Source organism: Pseudomonas tremae (genome assembly GCF_023278125.1).
In the GTDB taxonomy this organism is placed as follows: domain Bacteria; phylum Pseudomonadota; class Gammaproteobacteria; order Pseudomonadales; family Pseudomonadaceae; genus Aquipseudomonas; species Aquipseudomonas tremae.
In genome coordinates, this window is record NZ_CP066270.1 from 5,237,679 (window position 1) to 5,253,275 (window position 15,597).

13 protein-coding genes are annotated in these 15,597 nt (G+C 59.0%); 8 read left to right on the top strand and 5 right to left on the bottom strand.

The window, feature by feature from the left end:
- Window positions 1–24 precede the first annotated feature (24 nt).
- Together I9H09_RS23585 and I9H09_RS23590 are read left to right on the top strand one after the other, a co-directional pair.
- Window positions 25–798, top strand: coding sequence for an L-iditol 2-dehydrogenase (locus I9H09_RS23585; protein WP_122323776.1), 774 nt, complete (start codon window positions 25–27; stop codon window positions 796–798).
- Window positions 799–929: 131 nt separating this feature from the next.
- Window positions 930–1,754 carry a DeoR/GlpR family DNA-binding transcription regulator gene (locus tag I9H09_RS23590; protein WP_054989461.1) on the top strand — a complete coding sequence of 275 codons (825 nt, stop codon included), beginning with the start codon at window positions 930–932 and terminating at the stop codon, window positions 1,752–1,754.
- A gap of 100 nt (window positions 1,755–1,854) precedes the next feature.
- On the opposite strand, the gene typA is transcribed toward I9H09_RS23590, so the two are convergent.
- Window positions 1,855–3,675: a translational GTPase TypA gene (gene typA / locus I9H09_RS23595; RefSeq protein WP_122313415.1), complete on the bottom strand. Its 1,821-nt coding sequence runs from the start codon at window positions 3,673–3,675 to the stop codon at window positions 1,855–1,857.
- Between the two features lie 141 nt (window positions 3,676–3,816).
- Window positions 3,817–5,271: a tRNA uracil 4-sulfurtransferase ThiI gene (gene thiI, locus I9H09_RS23600; protein WP_122313414.1), complete on the bottom strand. Its 1,455-nt coding sequence runs from the start codon at window positions 5,269–5,271 to the stop codon at window positions 3,817–3,819.
- Between the two features lie 336 nt (window positions 5,272–5,607).
- Between thiI and glnA the strand changes: the two genes are divergently transcribed.
- The 6 genes from glnA to ntrC all read left to right on the top strand — a co-directional run bounded on the left by glnA (window position 5,608) and on the right by ntrC (window position 11,787).
- Window positions 5,608–7,014, top strand: a complete 1,407-nt coding sequence (glnA, locus tag I9H09_RS23605) for a glutamate--ammonia ligase (protein ID WP_005896223.1) — start codon at window positions 5,608–5,610, stop codon at window positions 7,012–7,014.
- A 165-nt stretch (window positions 7,015–7,179) separates the two neighbouring features.
- Window positions 7,180–7,737, top strand: a complete 558-nt coding sequence (locus tag I9H09_RS23610) for a chorismate mutase (RefSeq protein ID WP_005896221.1) — start codon at window positions 7,180–7,182, stop codon at window positions 7,735–7,737.
- 79 nt (window positions 7,738–7,816) lie between these two features.
- Window positions 7,817–8,359 carry a DUF4124 domain-containing protein gene (locus I9H09_RS23615; protein ID WP_122313413.1) on the top strand — a complete coding sequence of 181 codons (543 nt, stop codon included), beginning with the start codon at window positions 7,817–7,819 and terminating at the stop codon, window positions 8,357–8,359.
- Window positions 8,356–8,985, top strand: coding sequence for a DUF4124 domain-containing protein (locus tag I9H09_RS23620; RefSeq protein ID WP_122323772.1), 630 nt, complete (start codon window positions 8,356–8,358; stop codon window positions 8,983–8,985). Before I9H09_RS23615 ends, I9H09_RS23620 begins: the two co-directional genes overlap by 4 nt.
- Before the next feature lie 283 nt (window positions 8,986–9,268).
- Window positions 9,269–10,354 (top strand): nitrogen regulation protein NR(II), encoded by a 1,086-nt coding sequence (gene glnL / locus I9H09_RS23625; RefSeq protein WP_003420138.1) that lies wholly within the window; start codon window positions 9,269–9,271, stop codon window positions 10,352–10,354.
- Entirely contained in the window at window positions 10,351–11,787 is a 1,437-nt protein-coding gene (gene ntrC / locus I9H09_RS23630) for a nitrogen regulation protein NR(I) (protein WP_005896211.1), read from the top strand. Before glnL ends, ntrC begins: the two co-directional genes overlap by 4 nt.
- A gap of 232 nt (window positions 11,788–12,019) precedes the next feature.
- Here ntrC and mgrA read toward each other — a convergent pair whose 3' ends face one another.
- From mgrA to I9H09_RS23645, 3 genes are all read right to left on the bottom strand, one after another.
- Window positions 12,020–13,057, bottom strand: a complete 1,038-nt coding sequence (mgrA, locus tag I9H09_RS23635) for an L-glyceraldehyde 3-phosphate reductase (protein WP_122313412.1) — start codon at window positions 13,055–13,057, stop codon at window positions 12,020–12,022.
- Between the two features lie 82 nt (window positions 13,058–13,139).
- Window positions 13,140–14,075, bottom strand: coding sequence for a sulfonate ABC transporter substrate-binding protein (locus tag I9H09_RS23640; RefSeq protein ID WP_122313411.1), 936 nt, complete (start codon window positions 14,073–14,075; stop codon window positions 13,140–13,142).
- A gap of 162 nt (window positions 14,076–14,237) precedes the next feature.
- Complete coding sequence (locus I9H09_RS23645; protein WP_122313410.1) at window positions 14,238–15,563, bottom strand: LLM class flavin-dependent oxidoreductase; 1,326 nt, start codon at window positions 15,561–15,563, stop codon at window positions 14,238–14,240.
- Window positions 15,564–15,597: the final 34 nt, after the last annotated feature.

Below are 15,597 nucleotides of genomic sequence, written 5' to 3' on the forward strand. Positions count from 1 at the left end.
ATGTATTCGACGGATGATGAACCCATGAAACGACTTGAAGGTAAAAGCGCGCTGATCACCGGATCCGCGCGGGGTATCGGGCGGACTTTTGCGCAGGCCTATATTCGCGAAGGAGCCAGCGTGGCGATTGCCGACATTGATCTGCAGCGCGCGCAGGCCACGGCCACTGAACTGGGACCGAACGCCTATGCGGTCAGCATGGACGTGACGGATCAGGCGTCCATCGATGATGCCATCGCTGCAGTGGTCGTGCAGACCGGCAAGCTGGACATTCTGATCAACAACGCCGCGCTGTTCGACCTGGCGCCAATTGTCGATATCACCCGCGAAAGCTACGAGCGACTGTTTTCGATCAACCTCGCAGGCACGCTGTTCACATTGCAGGCTGCTGCAAAGCAGATGATTGCGCAGGGTCACGGCGGCAAGATCATCAACATGGCCAGCCAGGCGGGGCGGCGTGGCGAGGCCTTGGTGGCGGTGTATTGCGCGACCAAGGCCGCTGTGATCAGCCTGACGCAATCGGCCGGCCTGGACCTCATTAAACACAGCATAAACGTGAACGCCATCGCGCCGGGCGTGGTAGATGGCGAGCACTGGGATGGCGTCGATGCGATGTTCGCCCGCTACGAGAACCGGCCTTTGGGCGAGAAGAAAAAACTGGTAGGCGAGCAGGTGCCCTACGGGCGGATGGGGACGGCAGAGGACCTGACCGGCATGGCCATTTTTCTAGCTTCACCGGACAGTGAATACGTGGTCGCCCAGACCTATAACGTCGACGGTGGCAACTGGATGAGCTGAGCACCGACTGTTGCAGCGATGAGCCGGACTGCGCAAAAAAGCCCGGACACCGCTTCCATTGCCGAGGCGATTGGCTAAGATGCGCGGACCGCCTGCTGGCCGAGGCGGTTCATTGATGCACAGGAGCACGAATGTCCATTGAAGAGGAGATCGCCATTTCCGGCGGTACACCTATGATTCCCGATCAGCGCCGGGAGCTGATGCTGCGCCAGTTGCGCAAGCATCAGGTGCTCAGCGTTCATCAGTTGATGGAGATGTTCGATTGCTCGCACATGACCATCCGTCGTGATATCGCTCAGCTGGAACAGGAAGGCCGCGCCTACTCGGTCACTGGCGGTGTGCGTATTGCCAGCCAGGTACACAGCGAGCCCAGCCACCAGTCAAAGGCGGTGGTCGAACTGCCGCACAAGCAAGGCATGGCGCGGCTGGCAGCAGGTTTGCTGCACCCGGACATGACGATCTACCTGGACGCGGGCACCAGCACGCTGGAAATCGTGCCGCATATCGTTGCCCTGTCGGGCATGACGGTTGTGACCAATGACTTCGGCGTGGTCAATGCACTGGCCGATGCGGCGCATGTGGATGTGATTCACACCGGCGGGCTGCTCGATCACCCGAACCGCTCCAGCGTCGGCGGCCTGGCCGCCGCAACGTTGCGACAACTGGCAACCGACGTGGCGTTCATGTCCACCAGTTCGTGGGACCTGCAACGCGGTACTACCACGCCTTCGGCACTGAAGGTCGAGGTCAAGCAGGCCGCGATGCAATCAGCGTCACAAACCGTGCTGATCGCCACCAGCTCCAAATACGGCACTTTCGGCATGTACAAGGTGGCTGGACTCGAGCAGTTCGACACCATCATTACCGACGCAGCCCTGGCCGAAGCCGCCGCCGACGGCATTCGCAAACAGCGCATCGAGCTGCTGCTGGCCCCAGTGGGCAATCGCACAAAATAGCTTGCCGACAAGCACGCTGATGCCGGATGGCACAAATAGCAGGCATAAAAAACCCGGTCTCGCGACCGGGTTTTTTGTGTCTAGCCGACTAACTGATCACTCAGTTGCCCGACTTCTTGGCAGCGCGGGTACGCTCGCTTTCGCCAAGGATTTTCTTACGCAGGCGGATCGACTTTGGAGTCACTTCGCAGAGTTCGTCTTCTTGTACGAATTCCAGCGCTTGTTCCAGAGTGAAGCGGATAGGCGGAACCAGAGCGATGGTTTCGTCTTTTCCGGAAGCACGCATGTTGTCGAGCTTCTTGCCTTTGGTTGGGTTTACACCCAGGTCGTTGTCGCGGCTGTTGATGCCGACGATCTGACCTTCGTACACGTCTTCGCCATGACCCAGGAACAGCTTGCCACGGGCTTGCAGTGTTTCCAGGGAGTAGGTCAGCGCCTTGCCGGTAGCAACCGAAACCAGAACGCCGTTCTGACGGCCGGACATGTCGCCAGACTTCATCACGTCGTAACGGTCGAAGATGCTGGTGAGGATGCCTGCGCCGGAAGTCAGGGTCAGGAATTCGTTACGGAAACCGATCAGGCCACGAGCAGGGATGTTGTATTCGAGACGAACACGGCCCTTGCCATCCGGAACCATGTTGGTCAGGTCGCCCTTACGGATACCGATCTGTTCCATGATCGAACCCTGGGATTCTTCCGGCAGGTCGATGGTGACGTTTTCGAACGGTTCGTGCTTGACGCCATCAACCATGCGGATGATCACTTCAGGACGACCGACACCCATTTCGAAGCCTTCGCGACGCATGGTTTCGATCAGTACCGAGAGGTGCAGCTCACCACGGCCGGAGACCTTGAACTTGTCGGCGGTGTCGCCTTCTTCAACGCGCAGGGCAACGTTGTACAGCAGTTCCTTGTCCAGACGTTCCTTGATGTTACGGCTGGTGACGAACTTGCCTTCTTTACCGCAGAACGGCGAGTCGTTTACCTGGAAGGTCATCGAAACGGTAGGTTCGTCAACGGTCAGCGGCTTCATCGCTTCAACGTTCTGTGGGTCGCACAGGGTGTCGGAGATGAACAGCTCTTCGAAGCCGCTGATGCAGACGATGTCGCCGGCAGCTGCTTCTTCGACGTCGATACGGTGCAGACCGTGGTGACCCATCAGTTTCAGGATACGACCGTTACGGCGCTTGCCGTTGGCGTCGATAGCCACAACCTGGGTGTTTGGCTTGACCTTGCCGCGAGCAATACGGCCAACGCCGATAATGCCGAGGAAGCTGTTGTAGTCCAGTGCCGAGATCTGCATCTGGAACGGGCCGTCACGGTCAACGGCAGGTGCCGGAACGTTGTCGACGATGGACTGGTACAGCGGGGTCATGTCTTCAGCCATGTCGGTGTGTTCCAGACCGGCAATGCCGTTCAGGGCCGAGGCGTAGACGACTTTGAAGTCCAGCTGTTCTTCGGTGGCACCCAGGTTGTCGAACAGGTCGAAGATCTGATCCAGAACCCAGTCCGGACGCGCGCCTGGACGGTCGACCTTGTTGATGACCACGATTGGACGCAGGCCGGCTTCGAAAGCCTTTTTGGTCACAAAGCGGGTTTGTGGCATAGGGCCGTCTTGGGCATCGACCAGCAGCAGCACGGAGTCGACCATCGACATCACGCGCTCTACTTCACCACCGAAGTCGGCGTGGCCCGGGGTGTCCACGATGTTGATGTGGTAGCCATTCCAGTTGATCGCGGTGTTCTTCGCGAGAATGGTAATACCGCGTTCTTTCTCCTGGTCGTTGGAGTCCATCACGCGCTCGTCGTTGAGCTCGCCGCGCTCCAGAGTGCCGGATTGACGCAGGAGTTTGTCTACCAGGGTGGTCTTACCATGGTCAACGTGAGCAATGATGGCGATGTTACGTAGATTTTCGATCACTTGTGTATCTCGATCAGAGGATTCGGTCTGCTGACTGTTAAGGACAGCGATTACTATTTCGAGCCGGCAAAAGCCGTAACGGCATGACGACTGGTGTCGGGGGGCCGGTGACGCAAGCCACAGGCAAACAGCCCCGGGCACTTAGCTCGGTCGATAAACGCGCACATTGGCATGCCCCTCACTGAGCAAATGGTGGGCATGCAGGCGACTCATGACGCCTTTGTCGCAATACAACAGGTACTGGCGTGTGTCATCCAGTGCCTTGAAGCGGCTGTTCAATGCGTAGAACGGCAACGTCTGTATCTCCACGCCGGTCACTTGCAGCGGCTGGTCTTCCTGGGCATCCGGGTGACGGATGTCGATGATGACCTGACCGGCCAGCGCCTGGCTGACTTCTTCAATGTCGACATTGCGGCTCAGATCGTCGATGACCCGATCGATCGAAACCAGCTTCGCGCGCTCGAGCGCTTGCTCGAGGATCGCCATGTCGAACTGTTTTTCTTCGTACTCAACGCGGTTACGCTTGGCGTTGGTCTTGGGGTTGACCGAGATCACCCCGCAATACTCAGGCATGTGCCGGGCAAAATCAGCGGTGCCGATTTCAGTCGCCAGGTCCACGATGTCCTGCTTGTGAGTAGCAACCAGCGGCCGCAGGACCAGCTTGTCGGTCGCCGCGTCAATCAGCGACAGGTTGGGCAGCGTCTGGCTGGCAACCTGGGAAATCGCTTCGCCGGTGACCAGCACGTCGATTTCAAGACGATCAGCCACGGCAGATGCAGCGCGTAACATCATACGCTTCAAAACTACACCCATATGACTGTTATCGACTTTCTGCAGAATTTCTCCGAGAACTTCCTCGAACGGTACGCTGACAAACAGCACGCGCTGCGAGCTGCCGTACTTTTTCCAGATAAAGTGCGCAACTTCCATCACGCCCAGTTCATGGGCACGTCCGCCCAGATTGAAGAAGCAGAAGTGCGCCATCAGGCCGCGACGCATGATCTGGTAGGCCGCAACGGTCGAATCGAAACCGCCGGACATCAATACCAGGGTCTGCTCCAGCGCGCCGAGCGGGTAGCCGCCCATGCCTTTATGCTGGTCATGAACCACAAACAACCGTTGGTCGCGAATTTCCATCCGCACGACCAGATCAGGCTTTTTCAGCTCGATTCCGGCAGCGCCGCATTGCATGCGCAGCTTGCTGCCGACGTATTTCTCGACGTCCATCGAGCTGAAATCGTGTTTTCCGGCACGCTTGCAACGCACTGAAAACATCTTGCCCGGCAGCAGGTCGGCATAGTGCAGTTTGCACTTGGCAACGATGTCATCCAGATCGCCCAGCGGGTACTCGGCCACTTGCAGATAGTTGGCGATACCCGGCATGCAGCTCAGCCGATCCCTTATGCCCTGCAGTACTTTGGGGTCAGTCAGGCGGGTTTCGACCTCGAGGTTGTCCCATACGCCACCCACGACAATGTCCGCGTCCAGTTCACGGAGCACGGTACGAATGTTCTTGCCCAGCTGCCGGATGAATTTCTTGCGCACCGGCGGGCTTTTGATGGTGATTTCTGGAAAAACTTTAACGATTAGTTTCATGGAAACAGTGGGTGAGGTGCCGACCAAAAAAGGGGGGCGCGGATTATAGCGGAAATTGCTCAGCGTTTAACCAGTTATCGTACACCCGATCATTCGCGCACCAAAAAGAGACGCCGCACCATTTTGAAGCGCCATTAAGGTGCGTACTTTTCTCGTCTGACGCGTTTTCGCCCCCTGAAAGGCTGCACTTGAGGCAAAAAACCCAACACGGGGCACTGGCATGCAAATTGCTCCCTTGTGAGGCAGGTTGCCTTGGCAGAGTATTCGCGCCGGCACCACCACATTTCAAGGGGCCACAACTCTACCAAGTCGGTCCCTAGCCACCCGGAGGACACCATGTCGAAGTCGGTTCAACTCATCAAAGATCATGACGTTAAATGGATTGATCTGCGCTTCACAGACACCAAGGGCAAGCAGCAGCACGTCACGATGCCTGCGCGCGATGCACTGGAAGACGACTTCTTCGAAGTCGGCAAAATGTTCGACGGTTCCTCCATTGCTGGCTGGAAAGGCATCGAAGCCTCCGACATGATTCTGCTGCCGGATGACGAAACTGCCGTTCTCGACCCGTTCACCGAAGAGCCGACCCTGATCCTGGTCTGCGACGTCATCGAACCTTCGACCATGCAAGGCTATGACCGTGACCCGCGCGCCATCGCTCACCGTGCCGAGGAATACCTGAAGTCCACCGGTATCGGCGACACCGTTTTCGTGGGTCCCGAGCCAGAATTCTTCGTATTCGACGAAGTGAAGTTCAAGTCCGACATCTCCGGCTCGATGTTCAAGATCTTCTCCGAACAGGCTTCGTGGATGACTGACGGCGACGTCGATGGCGGCAACAAGGGCCACCGTCCTGGCGTCAAAGGCGGCTACTTCCCGCTGCCACCGGTCGACCACGACCACGAAATTCGTACCGCAATGTGCAACGCCCTGGAAGAAATGGGCCAGATCGTGGAAGTTCACCACCACGAAGTTGCCACTGCCGGCCAGAACGAAATCGGCGTGAAATTCAACACGCTGGTCAAGAAGGCTGACGAAGTTCAGACCCTCAAGTACTGCGTACACAACGTGGCCGACGCCTACGGTCGTACTGCTACCTTCATGCCGAAGCCACTGTACGGTGACAACGGTTCGGGTATGCACGTACACATGTCCATCTCCAAGGATGGCAAGAACACCTTCGCAGGTGAAGGCTATGCCGGTCTGTCCGACACTGCCCTGTTCTTCATCGGCGGCATCATCAAGCACGGCAAGGCCCTGAACGGCTTCACCAACCCGTCGACCAACTCCTACAAGCGTCTGGTCCCGGGCTTCGAAGCTCCGGTCATGCTGGCCTACTCGGCCCGTAACCGCTCCGCATCGATCCGTATTCCTTACGTCTCCAGCCCACGCGGCCGTCGTATCGAAGCACGCTTCCCGGACCCGGCAGCCAACCCGTACCTGGCGTTCGCCGCACTGTTGATGGCTGGCCTGGACGGCATCCAGAACAAGATCCACCCTGGCGACGCCGCTGACAAAAACCTGTATGACCTGCCGCCTGAAGAGGCCAAAGAGATCCCGCAAGTTTGTGGCAGCCTGAAAGAAGCCCTCGAAGAACTGGACAAGGGCCGTGCGTTCCTGACCAAGGGCGGCGTGTTCAGCGACGACTTCATCGATGCCTACATCGAGCTGAAAAGCGAAGAAGAAATCCGCGTTCGCACCTTCGTACACCCACTGGAATACGAGCTGTACTACAGCTGCTGATCCAGCCACGCCAGCATTGATGGTGTGACAAAAGACCTCCTTCGGGAGGTCTTTTTTTTGCCTGACATTCACAGCGTGAATTTTTGTTCACACCGCAACGCTGGCTCTGGTAAGCGACCTGGAGTTAAATCTGCGTCTTCCCAATAGACCCGAGATGGAACCGCCATGCGCCTGCTTCTGGCCACTTCCCTGCTGACCCTGACATGCATGTCCTCCTGCTTTGCGTTCGCCGCCGAGCAGAAACCTTCTGTCATCGAGCCGCTGCTGCAAGCCATCAGCGAACGCCTGACCATTGCCGATCAGGTCGCCCTGAGCAAATGGGACAGCGGCAAGGCTGTCGAGGACCCGCCCCGCGAGCTGCAAGTGATCAGCGCCGCGCAGGCTCGCGCTGCGGAGTTCAAGCTGGACCCCAATGACGTTCAACGCCTGTTCCGCGCGCAGATAGAAGCCAACAAACAGGTGCAGAACGCCCTGCTCGCACAGTGGCACGCAGCGGGCAAAGCCCCTGACACCGTCAGGCTCAGCCTGGTGGATGACATCCGCCCGAAACTCGACCGGTTGCAGACTCAACTGTTGCAGGCCTACGCGGACTTCCAGCCGCTGCGCAAGAGTGAAAACTGCAAGCTCCAGCTGGACGCCGCGCTGAAGCGCTACCAGACCGACCCGATTCATGATCAGGCGCTGATCATGGCCACTGCGGATCTGTGCTCGGCAAAGCTCTGACACATCAGGCGGATAGCGCAGCACAGGACGATGTGTTCTATGCTGACGGCCATTCGTGCCCCTTGTCGTCGAGAGTCTCATGCGTCAAAGCCTGATTTGCCTGCTGCTGTTGATCAGCCTGCCTGCCTTGGCGCAGATTTATAAGTACACCGATGCGAACGGCAACACCGCCTTCAGCAATCAGCCACCCAACGGTACCAAAACCGAAGTGGTCGAGTTGCCGCCGCTCAACAGCATCGAAACCCAGGCGCCACCGAGGCCCGTGATAAACAGCGCTCCGCAATCCTCGTCGCCTTCGGCACCTGCGCAGCAAAAGCCACAGACAGCCTACGATGTGCTGGAATTGACCGACCTGCCGGCCGATGAGGCGTTACGCGCCAACAACGGTACGTTCATCATTGGCGTGAAGATCCAGCCTCGGCTGCAACAGAACCATCGCCTGCAGTTGCTGCTGGACGGCAACCTGTATGGACAAGACACCAACCTGCCGCGCTTTCAGGTGGTCAATATCGATCGCGGCGAACACAGCTTTGCCGTGGTGGTGAAGGATGGCGAGCGGATCATTCAGCAAAGCGAGACGATCACCCTGACCGTACAACGCGTCAGCCTTGGCAGACCATGAACAGGCTCACTCTGCACGGCCTGTTGATCTGCCTGCTGGGGCTGTCGGCGCTGCCCGTGATGGCAGACGTCTACACCTACATCGATGCACAGGGCAACCGGGTGTTCACTGATCAGCCGCACAAGAACGCCAAACGCGTAGACATCCAGCCCAGCAACAACATGACCGGCACACCGCCCACCCGCACCTTGAAAGCTCGCCCTGCCAAACCTGTGGCGCAACCGATGTTCCATTATCAACTATTGAGAATTCTGGTTCCGGAACCGGATGCGTCGTTCAGTATCCCCAGCGGAGACCTGATTGTTACCGTCACCAGCGATCCCGCGTTGCAGCCGGGCCACAGTTATCGGTTGTTGCTGGACGGCGTTCCCGTGGGTGAGCCGGGGCGCAGTCCGGTTTTCCCGCTGAGCAATGTGGACCGCGGTACCCATCAGCTTTCCGTGGAGGTTTTCGACGAGCTTGGCCGGGTCCTGGAAAAGACGCCGAACCAGCCCTTTCACCTGCAACGTATGTCGCTGGCGCAAAAGCGCGCGACGCGGCCCTGCAAGGACGATGATTTCGGCGTGCGCCCGGAGTGCCCGCTCAAGGATAAGCCCAAGCCGAAAAGCATCATCCCCTTCCTCTGACCTCAGACAAAACACAAGCACCTTTTTGGTGCGAAAATCAGCCATTAGCGCAACAATACAGCCCAGATTGGTTCAGGAACGCTACCCAAGTGGCGCCGTATGCGGGCACGTGTGCAAAAAATGACACGCTTTTTCAGATAAAACGCTTCTTTTCGGAGCCTTGGTTTGTTTTTTGCAACTTCACTTGCACAGCACCGTATTGGTGGCTTTGCTCCTGCTGGCGCAGACCAACCAGCACCAGCATTGCGCGACTGCAATGTGCCAAAAGAGGTCAACACGATTCATGACTATCAGCGATGCGCTGCACAGACTGTTACTGGATAACCTGACGACTGCCACCATTCTGCTCAACGCCGACCTGCGACTTGAGTACATGAACCCGGCGGCGGAAATGCTGCTGGCCATCAGCGGGCAGCGTAGCCATGGGCAATTCATCAGCGAACTGTTCACCGAATCGACTGAAGCCCTGAGTTCACTGCGTCAGGCGGTGGAGCAGGCACACCCTTTTACCAAACGCGAAGCGATGCTCACCGCACTGACCGGCCAGACCTTGACCGTCGACTATGCGGTGACGCCGATCCTCAGCAAGGGCGATACCTTATTGCTGCTGGAAGTACACCCCCGTGACCGGCTGTTGCGTATCACCAAGGAAGAAGCCCAGCTGTCCAAGCAGGAAACCACCAAGATGCTGGTGCGCGGCCTGGCCCACGAAATAAAGAACCCGCTGGGCGGGATTCGCGGGGCCGCACAGTTGCTGGCCCGCGAGCTGCCGGAAGAAAGCCTCAAGGACTACACCAACGTCATCATCGAAGAGGCCGACCGCCTGCGTAATCTGGTTGACCGCATGCTGGGCTCCAACAAGCTACCGTCGCTAGCCATGACCAACGTGCACGAAGTGCTCGAGCGCGTGTGCAGCCTGGTCGAGGCCGAGAGCCAGGGCTGCATCACCTTGGTGCGTGACTATGACCCAAGCATTCCCGACGTTTTGATCGACCGTGAGCAGATGATTCAGGCAGTGCTTAATATCGTGCGTAACGCCATGCAAGCCATCAGCGGCCAGAACGAACTGCGTCTGGGCCGGATCACCCTGCGCACCCGCGCCATGCGCCAGTTCACTATCGGGCACGTACGCCACCGACTGGTGAGCAAGATCGAAATCATCGACAACGGCCCGGGCATCCCGGCCGAGCTTCAGGAAACCATTTTCTATCCGATGGTCAGTGGCCGCCCGGACGGCACAGGGCTCGGTCTCGCCATTACCCAGAACATCATCAGCCAGCACCAGGGTCTGATCGAGTGTGACAGCCATCCCGGCCACACCACGTTCTCGATCTTCCTGCCGCTGGAACAAGGAGCAGCTTCGACATGAGCCGTAGTGAAACTGTCTGGATCGTAGACGACGATCGTTCCATCCGCTGGGTACTGGAAAAAGCCTTGCAACAGGAAGGCATGACCACGCAAAGCTTCGACAGCGCCGACGGAGTGATGAGCCGTCTGGCCCGTCAGCAACCGGACGTGATCATTTCCGACATCCGCATGCCCGGTGCCAGCGGGCTGGATTTGCTGGCACGGATTCGCGAACAGCATCCTCGCCTGCCGGTCATCATCATGACCGCGCATTCAGACCTGGACAGCGCTGTGGCCTCTTACCAGGGCGGCGCTTTCGAGTACCTGCCCAAGCCATTCGACGTCGACGAAGCCGTCTCGCTGGTCAAACGCGCCAACCAGCATGCGCAGGAGCAACAGGGCCTGGACGTCGCACCGACGTTGACCCGTACGCCTGAAATCATTGGCGAAGCGCCCGCCATGCAGGAAGTGTTTCGCGCCATCGGGCGTTTGAGCCACTCCAATATCACCGTGTTGATCAACGGTGAATCGGGAACCGGCAAGGAACTGGTTGCCCACGCCTTGCACCGCCACAGCCCGCGTTCGGCCTCGCCGTTCATCGCGCTGAACATGGCGGCGATTCCCAAGGATCTGATGGAATCAGAACTGTTCGGCCATGAAAAAGGCGCGTTCACCGGTGCGGCCAACCTGCGCCGCGGTCGGTTTGAGCAGGCTGACGGCGGCACGTTGTTCCTCGATGAAATCGGTGACATGCCCGCCGACACCCAGACCCGTCTGCTGCGCGTGCTGGCGGATGGCGAGTTTTACAGGGTGGGCGGTCATACGCCGGTCAAGGTCGACGTGCGGATCATTGCCGCCACTCACCAAAACCTTGAAACCCTGGTGCAGGCCGGCAAGTTCCGTGAGGACTTGTTTCATCGCCTGAACGTGATCCGTATCCATATCCCACGCATGTCGGACCGTCGCGAAGACATTCCGACCCTGGCGAGGCACTTTCTGAGCCGCGCGGCGCAAGAGCTTTCCGTGGAACCAAAGCTGCTCAAGGCCGAGACCGAGGAATACCTCAAGCATCTGCCGTGGCCGGGCAACGTTCGTCAACTGGAGAACACTTGCCGCTGGATCACGGTGATGGCCTCGGGCCGTGAGGTGCACATCAGCGACCTGCCGCCGGAACTGCTGAGCCTGCCGCAGGACGCCGCGCCGGTTACCAACTGGGAGCAGGCGTTGCGCCAGTGGGCCGATCAGGCGTTGTCGCGTGGTCAGTCCAGCCTGCTGGACAGCGCGGTGCCAACCTTTGAACGAATCATGATCGAAACCGCCTTGAAACACACCGCCGGACGCCGCCGCGATGCTGCCGTGCTACTGGGCTGGGGCCGCAACACCTTGACCCGCAAGATCAAGGAACTGGGCATGAAGGTCGATGGCGGAGATGACGACGAGGCCGATGAGGGCTGAGTAGTTATATGATGGTCGGTCATGCCAATGCCCTGCGTGGGCATGAACGACCACTCAACGCAGGACGCAGAGCGTGGGGGCGAAAGTCATCTCAAGAACGATTATCGTGCCAATGCTCCGCGTAGGCCTGCAGTTCGTGACGCTCTGCGTCACAAATCTTCAGTCTGACGAGCCCTAGTGCGGAACTGAGTTCCCACGCGAGCGTGGGAACTCAGTCATGGGCGGTAGCGCATCACTCGGCCAGCGATGGCTTTTCCCACAAGTTGATCCCGCCTTCCACCGCGAAGCTGTCGATCTCGGTCAGCTCTTCGGGGCTGAACGCCAGGTTCTTCAACGCACCGACGTTTTCGATGATTTGCTCGGGACGGCTGGCACCGATCAGCGCGGACGTCACGCGAGGGTCACGCAGGGTCCAGGCCAGGGCCATTTGCGCCAGGCTCTGACCGCGCCGCTGGGCGATTTCGTTGAGGGCGCGCACATGGGCAATGTTCTGCTCGGACAAGTGCGAAGCCTGCAGCGAGCCGCCACCCGGACGATTGACTCGAGCATCCTTGGGCACGCCATTGAGGTACTTGTCGGACAACAGCCCTTGAGCCAGTGCAGTGAAGGCGATCACGCCGGCACCCAGCTCTTCGGTGGCGTCCAGCAGGTCTTTCTCGACCCAGCGATTGAGCAGGTTATAAGCCGGCTGATGAATCAGCAGCGGCACTTTCCACTCTTTCAGCAACGCGGCGATTTCGCGGGTCTTGGCGCCGGAATACGAGGAGATACCGATGTACAGCGCCTTGCCCTGCTGCACCGCAGTGGCCAGCGCGCTGGCGGTTTCTTCCAGCGGAGTGTCGTGGTCAAAGCGGTGGGAATAGAAAATATCGACGTAATCGAGGCCCATGCGTTGCAGGCTCTGATCAAGGCTGGCGAGTACGTATTTACGTGAGCCACCGCCCTGCCCGTATGGCCCCGGCCACATGTCCCAACCGGCCTTGCTGGAGATGATCAACTCGTCACGGTAGTGCTTGAAGTCTTCGCGCAGCAAACGGCCAAAGTTGATCTCGGCACTGCCGTACGGCGGGCCATAGTTGTTGGCCAGGTCGAAATGGTTGATACCCAGATCGAATGCGGTACGCAGCATGGCGCGCTGGGTGTCGATCGGCGTGCTGTCACCGAAGTTGTGCCACAAGCCCAGGGACAGCGCCGGAAGTACCAGCCCGCTGCGACCGGTACGGCGATAAGGCATGTCGTTGTAACGATTTTCGGCAGCGATGTAGGTCATTGAATCCTCTCTTGTCTGGGGGATATTCGAGGCGTCTTGCCATGCGCTCGCGAGCCTGAAACGTCTGCTCGCCACGCAGGCATCATGGCTTTTGCCAGACAACCTGCTGAATATCGACCCGCTTGGGTATCAGGTGGTTGTCGTAAAACAGATCGGCGGTCGCTTGCTGCGCACCTACGATCTGCGGCGTGATCGGCAGACTGGGCGATTCAGGTCGATGATCAAGATACTGAGTGATGACCGCTTCGGACAACCCCATGCTGCGCGACAGAATCTGAATGCTCTCGGCGCGCTGGGTGCGGGAAAGGCCATCGGCGACAGTCAGTTGGTCGAGAACCTGCTGCACGAACGCGCCATTTTTCTCGGCAAACGCACGGCGTGCGGTGTAAAACGACCCGGCCAAACCCAACCCTTCGCCATTGGCCAGCAGCCGGCTATGACCTTCGTTAATGGCGATGGAGGAGTAAGGGTCCCAGGTAGCCCATGCATCGACGCTACCGTTTTCAAAGGCAGCGCGTGCATCGGCCGGCGTCAGGTAAACAGGCTGAATGTCCTTGAACGTCAGGCCTGCCTTGTTCAGCAAACGCAGCACAAGGTTATGCGAGCTTGAGCCTTTCTGAAGTGCGACCTTGCGGCCTTTAAGCTCCGCAACGCTGTGCAGCGGGCTTTCGTTGCGCACCAGTATGGTTTCGGCTTGAGGCTTGGCCGGTTCTGCGGCTATGTAGACCAGATCGGCACCAGCGACTTGAGCGAAGATCGGCGGTATATCACCGGTCGAAGCGATGTCCAGGCTGCCGATGTTCAGCGCCTCCAGCATCTGCGGCCCAGCCGGGAATTCGATCCATTTGATCTGCGTTTGCGGGAAGCGCTTCTCCAGCAGGCCGTGCTCTTTGGCCAGCACCAACGTGATCGAGCCTTTCTGGTAGCCCATGCGCAGCGTGTCGGGTTCGTCGGCAGAGGCTGTATTGAGCAATCCGCTGAAGGCCACGATGGTGGCAATAAAGGTGAATCTTTTCATGGGTAATCCTTTAATTCTGTATAAAAATCCGCCCTGGATTCTGGCCGGAGGCCGTGGGATCGAACGTCTTCGCGAACAAGTTCGCTCCCACGCCCTGCGAGCAGAAGCCCCGTTTTCTGCGCTCTTCAGGACTTGCATGTAACGTCCAGTAAGGGGAAACACTCAAAACCTGTAGGCAGGCCGCTGCAATCCAAGGTTCTCGCGCAAGGTCGTGCCTTCGTATTCAGTACGAAACAGCCCGCGCCGCTGCAGCTCCGGCACCAGCAACCGGGCGACATCCTCAAGCCCACCGGGCAGGTGCGGCACCAGTACGTTGAAGCCATCCGCTGCGCCTTGCTCGAACCAGACTTGCAGCTCGTCAGCGATCTGCCCAGGTGTGCCGATCAGGCTGTAGTGCCCTCGCCCACCGGCAATCCGGCGACCCAATTGCGCCAACGTCAGGTTTTCCCGATCGGCCAGTTCGGTAAGCAGTTTCTGTCGGCTGCGCTGGCCGCTGTCGGTCAACGGCAGTTCCGGTAGCGGGCCATCCAGCGGGTAACCCGACAGGTCGAAATTGCCCAGCATGCGCCCCAGCAGGGCGACGCCTACCCGAGGCTCGACCAACGCCTGAAACGACTCGAATCTTGCGTTAGCCAGCGCTTCGGTTTCTGCCACGACGATGAACACGCCGGGCATCACTTTCAGCGAATCTACGCCACGCACGTAAGCGCTCAAACGCCCTTTGATGTCCGCGTAAAAGGCCTGGGCACTGGCCAGCGAGGTCTGTGCGGTAAACACCACTTCCGCCGTCTGCGCTGCCAGATCGCGACCAACCTCCGAGGAACCGGCCTGCACCACCACGGGCTGCCCCTGCGGCGAACGCGCCACGTTCAGTGGACCTTTGACGCTGAAGTGCTCGCCCACGTGATTGAGCACATGCACCTTGGCCGGGTCGTAATATTCACCGCTGGCCTTGTCGCGGGTAAAAGCGTCGTCTGCCCAGCTGTCCCACAGGCCGGTAACCACCTGATGAAACTCCCGTGCGCGGCTGTAACGCTCGGCATGCGCGACATGTTCGGCGCGACCGAAGTTCTGCGCTTCGGCGGCGGCATCCGAGGTCACCAGATTCCAGCCTGCTCGCCCACCAGACAGATGATCCAGCGAGGCGAACTTGCGGGCCACGTGATAGGGCTCGTTGTAGGTGGTGGTTGCGGTTGCAATCAGGCCGATGTGATCAGTTACCGCGCTCAGCGCCGAGAGCAGCGTCAGTGGCTCGAAATGATCGGAGCGCGCCATGCGGCTGGCTATATCGCCAGTCGCAGCAGCCACACTGTCCGCCACAAACAGCGCATCGAATTTCGCCGCTTCCGCGACTTGGGCCAAGTGCCGGTAGTGCTTGAAATCAAGCCCTGCGTCCGCAGGCACTTCAGGGTGTCGCCAGGCAGCAACGTGATGCCCGGTGGCCATCAGGAACGCGCCCAGCTTCATCTGTCGAGCAGTCGTGCTCATTTCTCTCTCCTTACTGGGTGACTGAGGGCGACGG